The sequence below is a fragment of the Pseudomonas sp. FG98 genome (genome assembly GCF_057808595.1).
This window is the reverse complement of the sequence record NZ_JBMDIJ010000002.1, coordinates 233199-249628: the sequence shown is the minus strand read 5'-3', so window position 1 is coordinate 249628 and position 16430 is coordinate 233199. Positions and strand designations below refer to the sequence as shown.

The following is a 16430-nucleotide window of genomic DNA, read 5'->3' as shown; positions in this document are numbered from 1 at the left end:
CACCGCCCGCAGCGGGTCACTCGTTATAGATGTCCAGGTCGCCGACGTACTTCTGCTGGATTTTGGCGAAGGTGCCATCGGCCAGCACGGCGGCGATGCCCTTGTTCAGCAGGGCCTTGAGTTCGGCGTCGTTCTTGCGCACGCCCATGGCGATATCCAGGGGCAGGGTCGGGTCCTTGATCGCCGGGCCGCTCTGGAAGTCGGCGCCTTCCGGCTTGGTCAGGAAGTTGAGCTGGGCTTCCAGCTTGTCGGTGACGGTGGCGTCGAGGCGGCCGTTCATAAGGTCGGCGTAGTTCTGGTCCTGAGCCTGGTAGGCCTTGACCGTGGCCCCCAGCGGCGCCAGCTTGGCGCGGGCGTAGGCCTCCTGCAGCGAGCCTTGCAGCACGCCGACGGTCTTGCCCTTGAGCGATTCCGGTGTATCACCGAAACCGGCACCCTTGCGCACGATCACCGAGGTCGGGCTGAGGAACAGGCGGTCGCTGAAGTCGATCTGCTTGAGGCGCGCCGGTGTCACGGCCATGGATGACATGATGGCGTCGAACTTGCGTGCGCGCAGGGCCGGGATCATGCCGTCGAACTCGTTGTGCACCCAGGTGCATTTGACTTCCAGCTTGGCGCAGATCGCATTGCCCAGCTCGATATCGAAACCTTGCAGGCTGCCATCGGCGGCGACGGATTCGAAGGGCGGGTATTCGGGGAAGACGCCGAAGCGGATTTCTTTCCATTCCTGTGCCTGGGCCGCGCTGGCGCAGAGAGGCAGGAGCAGAACGCCGAGGAGCTTTCGCAATGAAGTCATGTGAGTGATTCCCTGTGTGTTGTTGTTGATGTAGGGGCAGTGAAAATCTTCGCGGGTGTGAGCCCTGTGGTCTTGGAATGACTCTTTGGTCGGGGCTCAGGATGCGTGATGACAGCGGATTTTTTGTGTCGTTAAGGCCGGCGCTGACTGCCGGAATATGCTGTTCGCGGCGCATGGCGCAGCCGATTCTGTCGATGAACCTCCTGTTTTGGCTTTCGGGCAGCGTTATCCGATCCGCCGCAGCCCTGCCACGGCGGATTCGGCGGGGTCAGGCGCGCTTCTTCTGCACCTCGGCAACGGCCGGCTGGAGCAGGGCGTAGAGGTCTTTCGGGTTGTTCAGGTGGGGTACCAGTTCGATCTCGCTGCCGATATCCAGAGTCCTGGCCACATCCAGTACGTAGCGCAGCGCCGAGTAGTCCTCGATGGCGAAGCCGACGGAGTCGAACAGGGTCACTTGCTCAGCGGATTCGCGGCCCTGGATCTCGCCGTTTACCACCTGCCAGAACTCGGTCACCGGCGAGTCGGCGGGCATCTGCTGGATCTCGCCTTCGATGCGGCTTTGCGGTTCGTACTCGACGACGACCCGGGCGCGCTCGACGATGTCGCGGTGCAACTCGGTCTTGCCCGGGCAGTCGCCGCCCACGGCATTGAGGTGCATGCCCGGCTCGATCATTTCCGGGGTGAGGATGGTGGCGTAGGCCTTGTCGGCGGTGACCGTGGTGACGATATCGGCGCCGCGCACGGCTTCGGCCACCGAGCCGGCGACGATCAGGCGCTTGATGCCGGGGTAGGCTGCCAGGTTGGCCGCCAGCTTGGCAGTGGCCTGCGGGTCGAGGTCGTACAGGCGCAGTTCCTCGATGCCAAGCAGGGCGTGGAAGGCGATGGCCTGGAATTCGCTCTGCGAGCCGTTGCCGATCAGCGCCATGCTGCGACTGCCCGGGCGGGCCAGGTAACGCGCGGCCAGGGCCGAGGTGGCGGCGGTGCGGATGGCGGTGGTCAGGGTCATTTCGCTGAGCAGCAGCGGCTTGCCGGTGTCGACATCGCCGAGAGCGCCGAAGGCCATCACGGTGAGCATGCCGTTGTGGGTGTTTTTCGGGTGGCCGTTGACGTACTTGAAGGCGTACAGGTTGGCGTCGGAGGCCGGCATCAGCTCGATCACCCCGTCCGGCGAGTGGTTGGCCACCCGTGCGCATTTCTCGAAGTCGTGCCAGCGCAGGTAATCCTCGCGGATGTACTCGGCCATTTCTTCCAGGCAGGTGGTCAGTCCCTTGCGGGCCACTAGGTGGCTGAGGTCGGTCACGTCGATATAGCGGGTCATGATGGCTTCCTTCTTCTGGGCGTCGGTTTCAGTTGCGAACGGGCAGGTGGACTTCAGCGAGCATGCAGCGCGCACTGCCGCCGCCGATGCGTTCGATATGGTCGATGTTCACTACCACCGGGTGGCTGTGGCGCTCGGCCTGGCGGCGCTGCGCCGGGGTCAGCGAGTTCCAGGCACTGCGCGACATCACCAGCAGCGCCTGGCCTTGCTTGTCGTGGACTTCGAGCATGTTGCCGGCGAAGCCTTCGAGCTGGTCGAAGTCGAGGGCGAGGATGTCCTTGCCGGTGTCGCGCAGGCTGCGTTCCAGGGTGTAGCGCTCGGCGGCGTTGGGCAGGGCGTCGAGGCAGGCCACGGCGAGGTTGCGGCCGACACTCATCATTACGTTGCTGTGGTAGATCGGTGCCTGGTGGCGGTCGACGGCGTGGAACACGCAGAGACGGTAGTCCAGGCGCTCGGCGAACTGGCGCAGGGCTTCGCCGTGGGTACGTCCGGAGTGGCAGGCGTAGCTGATGCGGTGTTCGCGGTCGAGGACCATGCTGCCGGTGCCTTCGAGGAAGATCTCCTGCTGCTCCAGCGGGCTGAGGTCGATGGTGTGGCGGACGGCGAAGCGTTCGTCGAGTGCCCGCAGCACCCCTTTGTCCCGTTCCAGGCGGCGGTTGCGGCCTTCCATCGGGTACAGCACCAGGCTGCCGTCTGCGTGGCTGCTCCACCAGTTATTGGGGAAGATCGAATCCGGGGTGTGCGGTGCCGGGGTGTCTTGCACCACCAGGACGTCGACGCCGTGCTGGCGCAGGGTGTCGACATAGCCGTCGAACTCTTCCAGCGCTTTTTGCTGTGCGCTTTCGGCATCCAGGAGCGGCTTCTGGAAGCGATTGTTGATGGCGGTATCCGGGTTGAAGGCGAACCGCGCCGGGCGGATCATCAGGACCGTATTTGTTGTTTGCATCGGGCACGCATCCAGGGGTTGGCGATGCGTCCATTGTCCTCCCGATGGCGGCGCAATCCCGGCTGAAGCACGTCAGGCGCCCAGCCGGGAAAGCTGAAACCGGCGGGTTGGCAGCCGAATCGGCTGTGGCTCATTCTCACCGGCGCGGGCACTTTCTGCGGGATAAAAAACGGCACCTCAATGGGTGCCGTTTTTTTATACGGGAACTGTTACTTGTGCAGTTCTTCTGCGGCGTACAGCGTGTTCTCCAGCAGGCAGGCACGGGTCATCGGGCCAACGCCGCCCGGTACCGGAGTGATCCAGCCGGCACGGGGCAGGGCGGTCTCGTAGACCACGTCGCCGACCAGCTTGCCGTCTTCCTGGCGGTTGATGCCGACATCGATGACGATGGCGCCTTCCTTGATCCACTCACCCTTTACCAGGCCCGGCTTGCCGGCGGCGACCACGACCAGGTCGGCGCGGCCGACGTGGCCGGCCAGGTCCTTGGTGAAGCGGTGGGTGACGGTCACGGTGCAGCCGGCCAGGAGGAGTTCCATGGCCATCGGGCGGCCAACGATGTTGGAGGCGCCGACGACCACGGCGTTCATGCCGTAGAGATCCTGGCCGGTGCTTTGCAGCAGGGTCATGATGCCTTTCGGGGTGCACGGGCGCAGCAGCGGGATGCGCTGGGCCAGGCGACCGATGTTGTAAGGGTGGAAGCCGTCGACGTCCTTGTCCGGACGGATACGCTCCAGCAGCAGGGAGGCGTCGAGGTGGGCCGGCAGCGGCAGTTGCAGGAGGATGCCGTCGATGTTCGCGTCATCGTTGAGGCGATCGATCAGGTCGGTCAGTTCCTGTTGGCTGGTGCTGCTAGGCAGGTCGAAGGCTTGCGAGATGAAGCCGACTTCCTCGCAGTCCTTGCGCTTGTGCGAAACGTAGACTTGGGAAGCGGGGTCGGTGCCAACCAGGATCACCGCCAGGCCGGGGGTGCGCAGACCTTGCTGGCGACGTTCAACGACACGTTGGGCGATCTGCTGGCGCAGGCTGGCGGCGATCGCCTTGCCGTCGATAAGTTGTGCAGTCATGACGGGTGATTAACCATCGAGAGAAAAAAGAGCGCGCATTCTCGCATGAGCGGCGCGCAGGGCAAAGGCGGTTGGTCCGGCAATTGCCCTAAGCCCTTCAATAAAATGAATTTTTTTGAAAAATCTGTTGACGCTCCAAAAGTGCGTCTATAAGATGCGCCTCACTTGTCGGGCAGGGCCTAGCACTGGTTAGCAAGGTCGGGCAGAATTAGCAAATTTTTGCTTGTTCGGTACGGCTAAAGTTAATTTGTAATCGCAAGCGAAAGCAGATTAAATATGCGCCCGTAGCTCAGCTGGATAGAGCATCCGCCTTCTAAGCGGATGGTCGCAGGTTCGAGTCCTGCCGGGTGCGCCAATAAAGGCAGCTTTGGCACAAGTTAAAGCAGTAGTTGCAATATGGTGGACGTAGCTCAGTTGGTAGAGCGCAGGATTGTGATTCCTGTGGTCGAGGGTTCGATTCCCTTCGTCCACCCCATATTCCAGAAGGCGCCTGATGAAAGTCTGGCGCCTTTGCTTTAAATGCTTCACGCGGACGTGGTGAAATTGGTAGACACACTGGATTTAGGTTCCAGCGGCGCAAGCTGTAAGAGTTCGAGTCTCTTCGTCCGCACCACCTTGTAAATCAGGTACTTACCAGCTTTAGAGCGGCATCAGCTCGACCCGCTGGATTTTCAGTGTAGCGAGATTGTGACATAGGCCTGTCCAGCACACTGACCGCATCCCTCACCCGGGCAGGTGCGAGGTGCGCATACTTCTCGGTCATCTGCACCGTCGAATGCCCCAGCAAATCCCTCACCTCAATCAGCGGAACCCCGGCGCTCACAAGCCAGGCCGCGCACGTGTGCCTCAGATCATGGATCCGGAAGTCGCTGATCGCGGCCTTCTCGCAGGCAGCCTCAAACCCCTCCGACAGATCGATCACCTTGTCTCCGTTCCTCCTGGAGAATACCCATGGGGATGATGGGCAGTGCTCGGCGCGAAAAGCCATCCTTCCTCTTAGCGCTGCCAGCGCACCATCATTAAGCGGGATGCTCCTCCGTTTTTTTGCCTTCGTGTGATCGCCCTCCAGGTAAACCAGCCGGTTCACCAGGTCGACGCGCCTCCACTCCAGCCCGATCATCTCTTCCTTCCTGCATCCCGTATTCACCGCCAGCCGAATGAAGTCATCCAGCATGTCGCCATTCCTTTGTGAGCGAGCGGCGCGGCATAGTGAATCGATTTCGCCGCGCGTGATCCAGCGCACCCTGCTTTCAGCTTCGCGCAAGGTGCGCCCCTTGACCGGGTTGGGCAGCTTCCATTCCAGCTCGACCGAGCACCAGTTGATTGCGGCCGACAGCGCGGCGAGCTCCCGGTTGATCGTGGCCGGCGACTTTCCTGCCGCCGTTCGGCCTGCCGAGTATTCCCGAATGTCTTTCCCTGCCAGATCGTTCATGATTCTGCCAGAGAAGAACTCCCGCAGCGCCTTGACGCGGTGCTGCGTCGTGTCGAAGCTGCGCTGGGTCTGGGCAGCATGATTGAGGTACTCGATCATCACTTCTTCGAACGTCCGCTGCCTGTCAAACCCCATCTCCTTTTCTTTCCATGCCTGGCTGCGCTCCTTCTGCTCTAAGGCCTTGGCTGCGGCGAAATCCTCGGTGCCAGCAGAGCGTCTAACATACGTTCCGTCTGACGCGGTGTAGCTAATCCACCAGACTTTTCCTCTTTTGTACGGCATATCCTCTCCTCGGATACGACGCCCGCGGCGGCGAGGGTATCAGGGATACCGGCCTCGATCATCTCCACGAGCTTTTGGTAGTGGATGCGAAGCGGCCCCAGGCCGCGAACGCAGGGGATTTTCCCGGTCTTAGCCAGGCGGTATGCGGTAGAGCGGCTGATGCCCAGCATCTCGGCCGCAAGGGTGACTGAGATCAGTCGCAGGTTCATGGATGGCTCCTGGCTCAGTCCCAGCTGAGCTTGGCGGGTGCGGGCGGGATGGTTTCGAGCGTGGCCAGGTTCAGCAGGGTGAAGTAGCCGCCGTCCTGCGGTCGCCAGCCCATGGTGTCGATGTGAATGACGTTGCCGAGGGCTGCCGGCTTGTGCAGCGGGGTGTGTCCGACCACCAGAGCCCGCAGGCCCTGCACTCCCTCGGTCTCGCCAAGCTCAATGCGGCTGCGCGACCACATGCAGGTGTTCTTGGTCAGCCGCAGCTGCTTGGCGGTTTCCGGAGCCTCAAGCGCGGTCCGCAGCTCATCCCAGGACGGGAATGGGCAGTCGGCGTGCACGACACCGACCAGGCCGCCGGTAGTCTCCACCTCGATGGCGATCGGAAGCTCGCGGAACTGGGCGGCGAACTCATGTTGTTCATCCCAGGCCAGGCCGGCGAACCAGGCGCCGCCGTTGTAGACCCAGTTGTCGACATCGCAGGTATCGAACCGGCAGACGTAGTCGTCGTGATTGCCGCGCACCGGGTGGAACCATGGCTTGGCCAGCCAGGCGAGAACGTCGCGGCACTCAGGCCCACGATCTACCAGGTCGCCAACACTGAACAGCCGGTCAACTGCCGGATCGAAGCCGGCGGCATCTAGCGCGGCCTGCAGCCGGGTGAAGTGCCCGTGAATGTCGCCGACTGCGAAATCGCGGCCAGCCGTGTTTGCGGCGAAGCGCTTGATGCGCACCACCTCGATGTTTTCGAGCATGCAGAATCCTCGCCCGCGCATGTCGGCGGGCTTGATTGGTATGGGGAGGGGTTAGGCTGCGGGGCGCTTCATGAAGGTGATCCAGTGCGTCTTCTCGCGCTTCCCGGACTTGTGGCCAAACAGCGGCTTCTCATTGGTCAGCGCCAGGAGCTCGCTCACCAGCACCTGTGTTTCGTTCCACTTGAAGATCAGGATGCCTTCGGGCTCCAGCACCCTGAAGCACTCGGCGAAGCCCTGGCGGATGTCCTCGCGCCAGTCGCCGGTGAGCACTCCGTACTTGGCGCGCATCCAGCTGTCCTGGCCGGCCCTGACCAGGTGTGGCGGGTCGAATACGACCAGGCGGAATGCGCTGTCGGCGAATGGAAGCTTGCGGAAGTCGATCAGCACGTCCGGCTCGACTTTCAGTACGCGGCCGTCGCACAGCAGATGCTCTTCGTCGCGGATATCGCCGAACAGGGCGCGCTGGTCCTGCTTGTCGAACCACATCATGCGGCTTGCGCTGCATGGGTCGAGCACTTTGGCTGCGGCGCTCATCGCGGCCCCCTGTATATCAGGTAGGCCATGTAGGCGAGGGCGATCATGGCTTCCACCTCCTGCCCACGCGGTACACCATCATCATGTTGTGATGGAGTGGCACTTTGAGGACGTGGTCGAAGAACTCGCCCTTTCCAGAGATGAATCCGGTAGGCACCTTGGTTCCTCCAGCGCCGAATTCACGCCAGCATTCTTCGCCACCGTTCTTTTCCCAGTAGGTGCGCTCGCGCTTTGGGATCTCGTCGTAGGTTTTTTCGAACACGGAGATATCAGGGATATCACAGATCCTGCGCCATGCGGGATTGCGCTTGCACCATTCAGCAGCATGCTGAGAGGCTTGATCGACAGAGTAGAATTCCTTGGTGCTTTGTTCGGTCATGACATCAGCTCCTTGGACACCTGGACTGTATCGCCGTGCTTGGCGGATACGATGGCGCGACAGGCTGCAGTCAGGTGGTCCGGACCGAATCCGACGCCTGAGTCAATCATGGTGAAAGCACGGATCGTTGCGTCAGTTACCCATTCAAACTCGACCGCCCATTCTGTGACGAGTGGTCCGCCGCAATGCCAGCAGGATGACGGCGCATAGCTGGATTGCTCATCGCCGCCGACGCTCAGGGCGAGCGATCCGAAGAGCGCGAACGGCTTCTGTGGCTCGCCCTTGCGCGGCGACAGCATCAGCGTCTTGATGCCTTCGACTTGCGCAACAGCCCAGTCCAGTGTCGGACCCACCAGATCCGCTGTCTTCACTTCGATCAGGTCGGTCATGGCATGTGCTCTCCGCGCTGGGCGGCAACGCTGACGATGGCAGTGCGCGCAGCCTTCCGGCGATCACCCTGGGCGTATTCGCTGTTCACCCAGATCATGGTGTCATCAGCCCAGACAGCCTCATCCTCACCAGATCCTTCAACGTTGATCTGCATGCCAAGGCCGATGGCCAGCTTGAATGCATCACCATCGTTGATGTAGGGGTTCCAATGCGCCCGAGTGCCAGACTGGCCCTTGATGCGCAGGGGCCACTTAGGATCGCGACAGGTGCATGGCTCAACCTCAAGCCCAGCGGCCTTTGCCGCCAGAAGCAATTCTTCGAGTTCAGTCACAGCTGATACCTCTCATCAATCCAGCGCCCAGGCGCTAGTGCGGGTGTAGGGGTGGTGGGCAATTGCTCGTTTTTCCACATGGAAGTAGGCGCAGAAGCCCGTTGATTCTGGCTCTCGATGCTGGTGGGCGGCTTGATCTGGCTGTCGGGGATGCAGCTGATGCCGACCCCGTTGAGCAGGTAGCAGGTGACGCCGCGCTGGCTGTCGTGCTGCACGTCGATGACGCTTTCTTGAGACTGAGGTGCTGCGCTGGCGCCGGTGGCCAGCAGCAGGAGGCAGAGGGCGAGGCGGGTCATGGCGTCACTCCACGCCATTGAGGTAGCAGGGCTCTGTCGCTTCAGCCAGCCACTGCCGGAGACTGCCAACGGAAACCCCTGGGTCATCTTCGTCTTGCCATTGCAGGTCAAGCTCGGCTTCGCTGCACAACTCTGCGTCGTCGTCGTTCTCACGCAACCAATCACCGCTGTGCTCTGCCAGCACAGCCAAGGCCTGCGCCGGGTTCTGCGCGGCAACCCAGTCTCGGTCGCCAACCTTGAAGCATTGCAGGGGGCCATCCTCATACTTGAACGTGTAGCTCTTGGATGCGATGGCGCTGTCGATTGCCTTGTCCAGATCGGCGCCGGACAGCACGTCCTCATGCCCAGCCATGCCGACGACTATCCACTGCTCTTCCGGCAAGGTCGCAGGAGCGCTGGCTTTCGGCTCGCGCAGGAAGCGGTAGCGGTCAGCAAGCGGGGCGTCTTGATCTGCCCGGCTTTTCAACCCTTGGACGTTGGCGATGAGTGTCGATAGAGAATGGTTACTGCTCAGCCCGAACAGGTTGTAGAGAGGAGCCAGTTCTGGGTTATGCGAAGGCATAGAAATTCCTTGGCCGCCATATCGCGGCAGTTGAATAGAGGGGAGAGGGGTTACAGCTTGAAGAGTGCGGATGTACTCATTTCAGGATTTGCGCTCCAGGGCGGCGCGGGCTTCCAAGAGTGCGTCACCAGCATCGCTGATTTCCCACAATGCTGGGCTGCGCTGAACTCTGTTCATAAGCCCAAGCCTCACCAGGACATCGAGCCAATCGCGGCCAATATCGGTGCCTTGGCTGTCCTCGAAGCATTCCTGCGTGCGGCGCAGCTTCTTCAGCACCTTCAGGGCAAACGGCGGAAGCTCATCGCGCTCAGCCGGCGCGCCCGGCTCTGTGCTGGCGGAATAGCCGGACAAATACCCCAGAAGCTCAGCCAGAGCTTGCCGTCTCAGCCCAAGGCAAGATCTCCGCAACCTATCTGCCAGGTGGGCCGCCCCGCGTAGCTGGAGTCGCAGGTCCCTGCACTCGGCGCGCAGACGCTCAACCTCCCCAGCATCTGCGCGGGTGTAGAGCTTGCGCACCTCGCGAATCAACCCGCGCGAAGTAGGGCCAGGATTGTCGATAGTCTTGCGGTAATCCTCTTCCGTGCAGTCAATCCAATGCCGCCATTGCGAGCCTTCATGCACGGTCTTGCACCGCCGCTGATACGCCACCGGCTCGCCCTGGTGCTGCTCTGGATGCGCTGGAAGCTTCCCGCGGCACCCTTCGCAGGCATGGATATGCCGATTCTCAACTCCGCCCAGCAGGCCGCTGCCGTGCCAAGGGTGGTAGTCGGGAGCAATTCCGCAATAATCACATGGCGGGTACTCGCCTTGGTGCTGCTCGGCTGGCTGAGCTAGGATGGCGCGCAACGCGTCATGCGGGATTCCATAACCCGCATCGAAACATGCCTGCATGGCTTGCTCGATCAGATTGCGCGGGACGCTGAACATCTCGGTAGTGCTGGATCGGTTTTCTGTGGGCATGGGGATACCTCGCTGGATCGTCTACAGTTGAGCGATCTGTCAAAGAGTGGGGTGGTGTATGACTTGTTTCGTCTGCAGGGAAGAAGCTCAGGAGTTGCCTAGTTTCAACGGCGATTACCGGTTCAACTGCTCATGGTGTGGAGAGTTTAGGGTTACAACAACCCTGCATTCCGTAATCCGCAATAGGGTTTTCGACATTGAGCGGACCAGAGAAGTACTGCGCCTACAGAAAGAGCAGCGCAGAGGATTGCCAGGCTGGGGTGCCGATCTTCCAATACTAAACAGCGATCACCAGTACCTGCTTAGAGATCCCGATTGAGTTGCGCATTGATCCGCCGGCCAATCCAACGAACGACAGGCACGGCCTTGCTGTTGCCGATCGCCTTGTAGCGCGGTCCGTCCGGGCATTCATCGGCTGGCTTGCCGCGATAGGGGATCAGGGTGTGGTTGTCGGGGAACCCTTGGCATCGTTCCCATTCGATCGGGCTTGTCCGGCGTACGCCGTCGGGCTCCAGTACATATGCCTCTCGGTCATCGAGAGCGCCTCCCCCTTGAGCCGTGAGAGTAGGATGAAGTGCGAATTTCTCCGGCCGTCCCGGCGGGCTATCCCGGCGAGGGCCTTCGCGCTCAAAAAGTACTTCGAGTGGATCGAACCCTGCTCTAGCACTTGCGACAACGAACACACGACGGCGTCGTTGGGCCAGGCCGAAATATTGGGCATCCAGAATCCGCCATGCGACTGTTCGCGTGGGTCCATACACACAACCAGCGTCCTTCCATTTTCCCCCTGGCGGCTGAAGTTCTTCTGATTCGCCCACCAGGGCGCCGAGGAAGCAACCGAACGCGTTGCCTTTGTCGCTGAGCACACCGGGAACGTTTTCCCAGAGGCAGACAGCCTCGGGCTCTCCTCGCATTGTTCGAACATGGTCAATTGCATCGAGCAGCTCCACGTATCTGATGGTAAGTGCGCCGCGTGGGTCGTTCAGACCTTTGCGCATGCCGGCCACGCTGAATGCCTGGCACGGTGTTCCACCGACCAGGACCTCGGGCGCCGGGATCTTGCCGGCCAGCACCATGGCGGCAAGGCGGGTCATGTCGCCGTGGTTCGGCGTGTCGGGGTAGTGGTGCGCAAGGGCTGCGCTGGGGAATGGCTCGATCTCGGCGTACCAGTCGGCACTCCAGCCAATAGGCTCCCATGCAACTGTGGCCGCCTCTATTCCTGAGCAGACGGAGCCGTAGGTAATGCTGCCCATAGTTTTCCTCTGGCGATCTCGCCGATTAAGCTGTAGGAGACGCCGAAATCGGCTGCTATCTGTCGTCGGCAGTCGCCAGCATCAAGCCTGATCTTGATGGTCTCGGCCTGCTGCGCGCTGAGCTTTGCTGACGGGTTCTTATCTCCGCGCATGTCATAGCTCACGAACCGACCTTTGCTGATCATGTCCTGGACGTTGTCCGAATTTGTGCCGAGGAAAAGGTGATCAGGGTTCACGCATGCGCGGTTATCGCACTTGTGGCAGACCTGCAGGCCTTCCGGTATCTCGCCCCGGTGAATTCGATAGCTGAGACGGTGAGCTAGAAGCGTCTTGCCTCTTTTCCCGCCGGCGCCGATCTTTCCGTATCCGCGAGAGTTCTTTGCCGCCTGCCATTCCCAGCAGGCGTCGCCAAGGCCTTTGTCGAACTTGGCCATGAAGCGCTGAATTAGAGCAGCTTCAATGCCGCTGCAGACGCTTCCGTAGGTGATTTGCATGCCGCTTCCTTCAGGCTGCCTTTGTCGGCGCCGAATAGTCGACCCAGCCAACTTTCGGGGCCTTGGTCTTTGCATTGATGATTGGCTTGCCTTGGGCGTCCGTGAGGACCGCCTTCGCCCTGATCTTCAGGTCCCGGCACACGCACTGCTTGCGCATCAACTCGATGAACTGCTCCGCGTAATGGGGGGCATCGAAGAGCATGCTGAGCTGCTTGACCTTGGTCCCCGCCATGATCTTCTCGGCACACTTCTGAACAGCCAGGTTCCACTCGCCGAGGCTCAGCTGAATGGGGGGGGCGTTAGGCTTCGGGTTGGGGCGGGTGTTCTTCGTGATATTCCTGGCCTCGACCAGGGCGAAGTTGGCGGTCATGCCGAACACTGCGAATGTGCTCATTGTGATCTCCAGGCAGGCGCCGCCCTCGCCGGGGTGGCGTGATTCGTTGAAGTGGGGAGGGCGCTGGCTGGCAGCGCTACCGTTTTGGATAGGTCTTGGTGAGATCGCCGTTGACGACGTGTCCACGGCGGAGAACGAGGTTCGCCAGCGCTGCGCGGTCTTTCTGGCTGTGACTGGCCTGGCCAAGCAAGCCGAAGTAGCTGTTGGCCGTCTCGCGCAGGTTCTCTGCCGGGACCTCCGCTGTTCGCTTCATCGCCTGGACTACCGACTTCTTCCTGGTCGTGCGCCGCCATGGCTTGATCACGTGCCCGACGAAGTCGATGCCGCGGTCGATGGGCTGAAGGATGGTCTTCGACGGGTTGAGCTTCGCGCCCAGGCCGGGCAGGAACTGCTCGATCTGGAACAGCCACTCGTTGAGCTGCTGCGGCGACTCATGCAGCAGTACGAAGTCATCGACGTAGCGGATGTAGTGCCGAACCTTCAGCGTGTGCTTGCAGAGCTGGTCGAGAGCATCCAGGTAGACGTTCGCGAAGAACTGCGACGACAGGTTGCCGATGGGCAGGCCCAGGTGCGCAGGCTGCGTCGTGAGCCTCTTGTGCTGCGGTACCCGGTTGAACAGGTGCCGAGGGCTGCGGATCTCGTAATCCTCGCGCGGGTCGTGCCAAAGCACCTGGAGTGCCAAGGCTCGCCACCAGGGATCGGTGATGCGTCGTTCCAGCTGCCCGGCAAGCACGCGCTTGTCGATCGACACGAAGAAATTGGCGAGGTCGCACTTCAGGTAGAAGCCGGGCCGCGCCCAGTTCTGCGTCTGGCTGCGCACTTTCGCCTCCATCCGCTTACCGGCGTACAGTGTGCCGCGCCCGGGGATACAGGCGCATGAGTCCGCTATGAAGCTGCTTTCGATCCGTGGACCGATGCGGTTGTACAGCAGGTGGTGAACGATCCTGTCGCGGAACTCTGCGGCCCACACCTCGCGGGCCTTTGGCCGAGTGACCACGAAACAGATTGAGCGGCCAGGGCGATACGTTCCACCCTGGAGTTCGTCGAATAGGTCGAGGAGGTTGGCTTCCATATCCTGCTCGAAGCGCCGGGCGCTCGCGGTGTTCCGCTTGTGCCGCCGGCAATCGTAGTAGGCAAGGGCCAGCTCCTCGAATGTGAAGCTCGCAACGGGTAAATCTGCGGACGGGGCGCACGAGACGCTCGTTGTTCTTGTCGTTGTTGTTGAGCCAGCCACCCTCAAAGTCCATGAAGTAGGCGTAGCTGGCTGAGTACTGCGACCTGTCGTGCTATCTACGTCGCCGGGACGATTGCTCAGCCCGGCAACTGCGCCGGACCTCCCGGCATTCGCCGGCGGTTTCCGTGGTGCGCATGGCGGTGATCACAGATCAGCGGCACGACCAGATTCAGCGCGCAGGCAGAAGGGCCTTGACCCTCAAGCAGCGGGCGCGGTTGCGGATTTCTTCCAGGCATTGGCCTGGCGGCCTACGGAGGCCGTCAGCTTCATTGCTGTGGCGTGCTGGCCCTTGCTGATGAAGCCCTTATTGGTCAGGGCGCGCAGTAGGTAGTTCAGCATCCACACGCTTTCGAGCAGTTGGTTGAGGTGATTGAGGCGATCTCGCGACATGTTCGCTCGACCGATCAGAACGAGCACTTGCAGGCACTCATCGCGGATCTTCGAGCCGACGACCTGCTTGAGGTCGCGCGGGATATTCCTGACCAGGTCGAGCGCAAGCCCAAGCAGCTCCTCAGCAACCTTGTGGATTTCCAAATCCGTATGCAGCGCCATCCTGGCATCCTCGAAAAGCGAGGGCGCCAAGGCGCCCATGAATGAAGAAGTGAAGTATCAGAAGTATTTTCTGCGGACGGGGCGCACGAGACGCTCGAAGTACTTGTCGAGGTAGTAGTAGAGCCAGCCAACCTCAAAGTCCATGCTGTAGGCGAAGCTGGCTGAGTACTGCGAACTGGTCCAGTGACGCGCCTGGGAGAATGCATGAGGAACGGTTCCTTCAAGGAACGAGGCCTCGCGCCGTGCCATGAGGTAGTAGTCGTTGTGGCCGTCACGCTCGAACTTCGCGCAGAACCGGGCCGCCGGGTAGTCGTTGTCGGTCTCTACCAGGTCGGCGGTGTTCGTCATGCCGTCGTGCGGGCTCATGGCGCCATCGAACTCTTTGCCGTAGCTGCCGAATTCGAAGCTTCCTTCGGCATCGGCCCCGGTCGGCACGATGAGGTAGTAGGGTCTTTCACCGCCCTGGAACAGTCCGCCGTTGATCCCGCCTTCGCCGGGCCATGGCTCGCCGACGGGCGGTACGCTGTTTGCGGCAATGGCCGGTGCTGCGGCGATAGCGAGGGTGGCCAGCTTCAGCACCACCCCTTCGTCCGGGCTGCTGATCGTCAGGTCGCCACGGGTGTACGTGGTCAGTTGATTCGCTTGCATGGGGTGCTCCTGTGAGCGGAATAGGGCGCAGGTGGCCGGCGCTTCCCGGCGTGCTTCTGGTCTGATCGCCGTCCTGGCGAACCCGGAATCACCTGCGAGCGAAAGTAATGAAGGGGTGAATTACTGGATAATGCGGCTGCGGACGGGGCGCACGAGACGCTCGTAGTCCTTGTCGTTGCTGCTGAGCCAGCCACCCTCAAAGTCCATGAAGTAGGCGTAGCTGGCTGAGTACTGCGTGCTCAGCCAGTGGAGGCGATCTTCGCGAAGCGTAACCAGTCCTTCGGCTTTGGCTGCCATCAGCAGTTGCCCTTCCAGGCAAGACGGGATGTACGCATCCAGCTCCAGCGCCTTCTTGGCGATCTCGCAACCTGCTTCGGCCATCGCCACGGTGTTGGCGTAGCCGTCGCTGTAGCTGCCGGCGCCGGGGATCTCGACGCCATACTCACCCCAGATGCCTTCGAATTCGTCGGATGGCAGGATCAGGGCGCGCTCCTGGCCATTGAGCCAGTAGCGAGCGGCGAAGATGCCGCCGAGCAGGGGCTGGCCGAGGGCTGGGAGGTCGGCGACGGCGATGACTTGCTGATTTGCTTGGGACATGTTGTTCTCCAGGGTGATCGCCGCCCTCCATGGCTGGATGCGGCTTTTTGGGGAGGTGTTACTTGAGGATGGCCTTCGCGCAGGCTTGGATTTCTATCCAGAGCGCCGAGGAAGGGCTTGCGTCGTACTTGACCAGCGCGCTCGCGATGCGCTCAGCCAACTCTTCCTTGCTGCCGGCCACTGCCGGCGGTGCTTGATGCGCAACATGAATGGGCAGATCGATCTGGCCCGGAAGGTCGACTCTCATGGCGCTCACCTCCTTGAGGCTCTGTCAGCCAGCTTGGCGGTAGATGGATGTGCAGTTGCCGGCGTCGGCCCTGCGTTAGCTTGTGGATTCGCCTCATGGCATGCATACCTCAAGCGCCTCTTTCTTAGAACCTGCGCTAGGCATGGCTATGAGCGTGGTTTTGAAGTTGCGGTAGACGCCCCAAGGGTGTCCGGTGGCAACTGCCATCTGAGCGGCGTATTTAACAGCCTTGAGTGCATCGATTCGGCGGAATTCCTGGATCATTCGAGTATCCTAGAACGGTATATCGTCGTCGAATGAGTCGAAGTCCGGCGCCGGTTGAGGTGCTGGCTGCTGTGGGGCAGGCCTCTGTTGACGAGGCTGCTGCTGGCCGGTTGGGCGCTGTTCGTTGTGCCCCTGCTGACGATGAGCTGGGCTACCCAGCAGCTGCATGGCGCCCTGCATGTCGACGATGATCTCGGTGGTGTAGCGCTTGATACCGTCCTTTTCCCACTCGCGGGTCTGCAGTTTGCCTTCGATGTAGACCTGGGAACCCTTGCGCAGGTACTCGCCAGCGATCTCGGCGACCTTGCCGAACATCGAGACGCGGTGCCATTCGGTACGCTCGACCTTCTGACCGGTCTGCTTGTCGGTCCACTGCTCGCTGGTAGCCAAGCTCAGGTTGGTGACTGCGTTACCGTTCGGCAGGTAGCGAACTTCAGGATCCTGGCCACAGGTGCCGACCAATATGACTTTGTTTACTCCGCGGGCCATGCGACCT

23 protein-coding genes, 3 tRNA genes and 2 pseudogenes are annotated in these 16430 nt (G+C 61.4%); 3 read left to right on the top strand and 25 right to left on the bottom strand.

Annotation, left to right across the window (positions count from 1 at the left end):
- Nucleotides 1-16: 16 nt before the first annotated feature.
- The 4 genes from ACODSK_RS02940 to folD form a co-directional block, all read right to left on the bottom strand.
- The gene (locus ACODSK_RS02940) at nucleotides 17-796 is read right to left on the bottom strand and encodes an ABC transporter substrate-binding protein (RefSeq protein WP_489013745.1); all 780 of its coding nucleotides are present in this window, start codon (nucleotides 794-796) and stop codon (nucleotides 17-19) included.
- A gap of 268 nt (nucleotides 797-1064) precedes the next feature.
- A complete protein-coding gene (ocd, locus tag ACODSK_RS02935; RefSeq protein WP_489013743.1) occupies nucleotides 1065-2114 on the bottom strand; it encodes an ornithine cyclodeaminase in 1050 nt (349 codons plus the stop codon).
- A gap of 28 nt (nucleotides 2115-2142) precedes the next feature.
- Entirely contained in the window at nucleotides 2143-3060 is a 918-nt protein-coding gene (ctlX, locus tag ACODSK_RS02930; RefSeq protein ID WP_489013741.1) for a citrulline utilization hydrolase CtlX, read from the bottom strand.
- A 209-nt stretch (nucleotides 3061-3269) separates the two neighbouring features.
- Entirely contained in the window at nucleotides 3270-4124 is an 855-nt protein-coding gene (gene folD, locus ACODSK_RS02925) for a bifunctional methylenetetrahydrofolate dehydrogenase/methenyltetrahydrofolate cyclohydrolase FolD (protein ID WP_009403826.1), read from the bottom strand.
- A 278-nt stretch (nucleotides 4125-4402) separates the two neighbouring features.
- Here folD and ACODSK_RS02920 point away from each other — a divergent pair.
- The 3 genes from ACODSK_RS02920 (at nucleotide 4403) to ACODSK_RS02910 (ending at nucleotide 4737) form a co-directional block, all read left to right on the top strand.
- Nucleotides 4403-4479, top strand: a tRNA-Arg gene (locus ACODSK_RS02920).
- Nucleotides 4480-4523: 44 nt separating this feature from the next.
- Nucleotides 4524-4599: transfer RNA gene (locus tag ACODSK_RS02915), tRNA-His, on the top strand.
- A 53-nt stretch (nucleotides 4600-4652) separates the two neighbouring features.
- A tRNA-Leu gene (locus ACODSK_RS02910) sits at nucleotides 4653-4737 on the top strand.
- A 9-nt stretch (nucleotides 4738-4746) separates the two neighbouring features.
- On the opposite strand, the gene ACODSK_RS02905 is transcribed toward ACODSK_RS02910, so the two are convergent.
- From ACODSK_RS02905 to ACODSK_RS02805, 21 genes and pseudogenes are all read right to left on the bottom strand, one after another.
- Complete coding sequence (locus ACODSK_RS02905; RefSeq protein WP_489013739.1) at nucleotides 4747-5838, bottom strand: tyrosine-type recombinase/integrase; 1092 nt, start codon at nucleotides 5836-5838, stop codon at nucleotides 4747-4749.
- Nucleotides 5730-6047, bottom strand: coding sequence for a helix-turn-helix domain-containing protein (locus ACODSK_RS02900; protein WP_489013737.1), 318 nt, complete (start codon nucleotides 6045-6047; stop codon nucleotides 5730-5732). Before ACODSK_RS02900 ends, ACODSK_RS02905 begins: the two co-directional genes overlap by 109 nt.
- Before the next feature lie 14 nt (nucleotides 6048-6061).
- A complete protein-coding gene (locus tag ACODSK_RS02895) occupies nucleotides 6062-6799 on the bottom strand; it encodes a metallophosphoesterase (protein ID WP_489013735.1) in 738 nt (245 codons plus the stop codon).
- A 51-nt stretch (nucleotides 6800-6850) separates the two neighbouring features.
- Nucleotides 6851-7333, bottom strand: coding sequence for an SAM-dependent methyltransferase (locus ACODSK_RS02890; protein ID WP_489013734.1), 483 nt, complete (start codon nucleotides 7331-7333; stop codon nucleotides 6851-6853).
- 43 nt (nucleotides 7334-7376) lie between these two features.
- Complete coding sequence (locus ACODSK_RS02885) at nucleotides 7377-7712, bottom strand: hypothetical protein (RefSeq protein ID WP_489013732.1); 336 nt, start codon at nucleotides 7710-7712, stop codon at nucleotides 7377-7379.
- The gene (locus ACODSK_RS02880; protein ID WP_489013730.1) at nucleotides 7709-8101 is read right to left on the bottom strand and encodes a phage protein NinX family protein; all 393 of its coding nucleotides are present in this window, start codon (nucleotides 8099-8101) and stop codon (nucleotides 7709-7711) included. Before ACODSK_RS02880 ends, ACODSK_RS02885 begins: the two co-directional genes overlap by 4 nt.
- The gene (locus ACODSK_RS02875; RefSeq protein ID WP_489013728.1) at nucleotides 8098-8433 is read right to left on the bottom strand and encodes a hypothetical protein; all 336 of its coding nucleotides are present in this window, start codon (nucleotides 8431-8433) and stop codon (nucleotides 8098-8100) included. The genes ACODSK_RS02880 and ACODSK_RS02875 overlap by 4 nt, the downstream gene beginning before the upstream one ends.
- Nucleotides 8430-8729: a hypothetical protein gene (locus ACODSK_RS02870; protein WP_489013727.1), complete on the bottom strand. Its 300-nt coding sequence runs from the start codon at nucleotides 8727-8729 to the stop codon at nucleotides 8430-8432. The genes ACODSK_RS02875 and ACODSK_RS02870 overlap by 4 nt, the downstream gene beginning before the upstream one ends.
- A gap of 4 nt (nucleotides 8730-8733) precedes the next feature.
- Nucleotides 8734-9291 carry a hypothetical protein gene (locus tag ACODSK_RS02865; protein ID WP_489013725.1) on the bottom strand — a complete coding sequence of 186 codons (558 nt, stop codon included), beginning with the start codon at nucleotides 9289-9291 and terminating at the stop codon, nucleotides 8734-8736.
- A gap of 81 nt (nucleotides 9292-9372) precedes the next feature.
- Nucleotides 9373-10251, bottom strand: a complete 879-nt coding sequence (locus ACODSK_RS02860; protein WP_489013724.1) for a hypothetical protein — start codon at nucleotides 10249-10251, stop codon at nucleotides 9373-9375.
- 302 nt (nucleotides 10252-10553) lie between these two features.
- Nucleotides 10554-10772: pseudogene (locus tag ACODSK_RS02855) on the bottom strand (DNA cytosine methyltransferase); the annotation flags it as partial.
- Between the two features lie 63 nt (nucleotides 10773-10835).
- Nucleotides 10836-11504 (bottom strand): annotated as a pseudogene (locus ACODSK_RS02850) (DNA cytosine methyltransferase); the annotation flags it as partial.
- Nucleotides 11465-11998, bottom strand: coding sequence for an HNH endonuclease (locus tag ACODSK_RS02845; RefSeq protein ID WP_489013722.1), 534 nt, complete (start codon nucleotides 11996-11998; stop codon nucleotides 11465-11467). The gene ACODSK_RS02845 and the pseudogene ACODSK_RS02850, both read right to left, overlap by 40 nt.
- 10 nt (nucleotides 11999-12008) lie before the next feature.
- A complete protein-coding gene (locus ACODSK_RS02840) occupies nucleotides 12009-12392 on the bottom strand; it encodes a hypothetical protein (RefSeq protein ID WP_489013720.1) in 384 nt (127 codons plus the stop codon).
- Between the two features lie 76 nt (nucleotides 12393-12468).
- Entirely contained in the window at nucleotides 12469-13464 is a 996-nt protein-coding gene (locus ACODSK_RS02835; RefSeq protein WP_489013718.1) for an RNA-directed DNA polymerase, read from the bottom strand.
- Between the two features lie 360 nt (nucleotides 13465-13824).
- The gene (locus tag ACODSK_RS02830; protein WP_009396397.1) at nucleotides 13825-14178 is read right to left on the bottom strand and encodes a four helix bundle protein; all 354 of its coding nucleotides are present in this window, start codon (nucleotides 14176-14178) and stop codon (nucleotides 13825-13827) included.
- Between the two features lie 57 nt (nucleotides 14179-14235).
- Nucleotides 14236-14826: a DUF1566 domain-containing protein gene (locus ACODSK_RS02825; RefSeq protein WP_489013716.1), complete on the bottom strand. Its 591-nt coding sequence runs from the start codon at nucleotides 14824-14826 to the stop codon at nucleotides 14236-14238.
- Nucleotides 14827-14946: 120 nt separating this feature from the next.
- On the bottom strand, nucleotides 14947-15423 hold the full coding sequence (locus tag ACODSK_RS02820; RefSeq protein ID WP_489013714.1) for a hypothetical protein: 477 nt from the start codon (nucleotides 15421-15423) through the stop codon (nucleotides 14947-14949).
- Nucleotides 15424-15481: 58 nt separating this feature from the next.
- Nucleotides 15482-15670, bottom strand: a complete 189-nt coding sequence (locus tag ACODSK_RS02815; protein ID WP_489013713.1) for a hypothetical protein — start codon at nucleotides 15668-15670, stop codon at nucleotides 15482-15484.
- A 93-nt stretch (nucleotides 15671-15763) separates the two neighbouring features.
- Nucleotides 15764-15934, bottom strand: a complete 171-nt coding sequence (locus tag ACODSK_RS02810; protein ID WP_489013712.1) for a hypothetical protein — start codon at nucleotides 15932-15934, stop codon at nucleotides 15764-15766.
- A 9-nt stretch (nucleotides 15935-15943) separates the two neighbouring features.
- Nucleotides 15944-16423, bottom strand: a complete 480-nt coding sequence (locus tag ACODSK_RS02805) for a single-stranded DNA-binding protein (protein WP_489013711.1) — start codon at nucleotides 16421-16423, stop codon at nucleotides 15944-15946.
- Nucleotides 16424-16430: the final 7 nt, after the last annotated feature.

Excerpts from the sequence above, each read along its gene's own strand:
- ACODSK_RS02865 (WP_489013725.1), bottom strand. The coding sequence starts at position 9,291 with ATGCCTTCGCATAACCCAGAACTGGCTCCTCTCTACAACCTGTTCGGG.
- ACODSK_RS02805 (WP_489013711.1), bottom strand. The coding sequence starts at position 16,423 with ATGGCCCGCGGAGTAAACAAAGTCATATTGGTCGGCACCTGTGGCCAG.
- ACODSK_RS02905 (WP_489013739.1), bottom strand. The coding sequence starts at position 5,838 with ATGCCGTACAAAAGAGGAAAAGTCTGGTGGATTAGCTACACCGCGTCA.
- ACODSK_RS02880 (WP_489013730.1), bottom strand. The coding sequence starts at position 8,101 with ATGACCGACCTGATCGAAGTGAAGACAGCGGATCTGGTGGGTCCGACA.
- ACODSK_RS02840 (WP_489013720.1), bottom strand. The coding sequence starts at position 12,392 with ATGAGCACATTCGCAGTGTTCGGCATGACCGCCAACTTCGCCCTGGTC.
- ACODSK_RS02890 (WP_489013734.1), bottom strand. The coding sequence starts at position 7,333 with ATGAGCGCCGCAGCCAAAGTGCTCGACCCATGCAGCGCAAGCCGCATG.
- ACODSK_RS02860 (WP_489013724.1), bottom strand. The coding sequence starts at position 10,251 with ATGCCCACAGAAAACCGATCCAGCACTACCGAGATGTTCAGCGTCCCG.
- ACODSK_RS02885 (WP_489013732.1), bottom strand. The coding sequence starts at position 7,712 with ATGACCGAACAAAGCACCAAGGAATTCTACTCTGTCGATCAAGCCTCT.
- ACODSK_RS02900 (WP_489013737.1), bottom strand. The coding sequence starts at position 6,047 with ATGAACCTGCGACTGATCTCAGTCACCCTTGCGGCCGAGATGCTGGGC.
- ACODSK_RS02895 (WP_489013735.1), bottom strand. The coding sequence starts at position 6,799 with ATGCTCGAAAACATCGAGGTGGTGCGCATCAAGCGCTTCGCCGCAAAC.
- ACODSK_RS02830 (WP_009396397.1), bottom strand. The coding sequence starts at position 14,178 with ATGGCGCTGCATACGGATTTGGAAATCCACAAGGTTGCTGAGGAGCTG.
- ACODSK_RS02845 (WP_489013722.1), bottom strand. The coding sequence starts at position 11,998 with ATGCAAATCACCTACGGAAGCGTCTGCAGCGGCATTGAAGCTGCTCTA.
- ACODSK_RS02835 (WP_489013718.1), bottom strand. The coding sequence starts at position 13,464 with ATGGAAGCCAACCTCCTCGACCTATTCGACGAACTCCAGGGTGGAACG.
- ocd (WP_489013743.1), bottom strand. The coding sequence starts at position 2,114 with ATGACCCGCTATATCGACGTGACCGACCTCAGCCACCTAGTGGCCCGC.
- ACODSK_RS02870 (WP_489013727.1), bottom strand. The coding sequence starts at position 8,729 with ATGACCCGCCTCGCCCTCTGCCTCCTGCTGCTGGCCACCGGCGCCAGC.
- ctlX (WP_489013741.1), bottom strand. The coding sequence starts at position 3,060 with ATGCAAACAACAAATACGGTCCTGATGATCCGCCCGGCGCGGTTCGCC.
- ACODSK_RS02825 (WP_489013716.1), bottom strand. The coding sequence starts at position 14,826 with ATGCAAGCGAATCAACTGACCACGTACACCCGTGGCGACCTGACGATC.
- ACODSK_RS02940 (WP_489013745.1), bottom strand. The coding sequence starts at position 796 with ATGACTTCATTGCGAAAGCTCCTCGGCGTTCTGCTCCTGCCTCTCTGC.
- ACODSK_RS02815 (WP_489013713.1), bottom strand. The coding sequence starts at position 15,670 with ATGAGAGTCGACCTTCCGGGCCAGATCGATCTGCCCATTCATGTTGCG.
- ACODSK_RS02820 (WP_489013714.1), bottom strand. The coding sequence starts at position 15,423 with ATGTCCCAAGCAAATCAGCAAGTCATCGCCGTCGCCGACCTCCCAGCC.
- folD (WP_009403826.1), bottom strand. The coding sequence starts at position 4,124 with ATGACTGCACAACTTATCGACGGCAAGGCGATCGCCGCCAGCCTGCGC.
- ACODSK_RS02810 (WP_489013712.1), bottom strand. The coding sequence starts at position 15,934 with ATGATCCAGGAATTCCGCCGAATCGATGCACTCAAGGCTGTTAAATAC.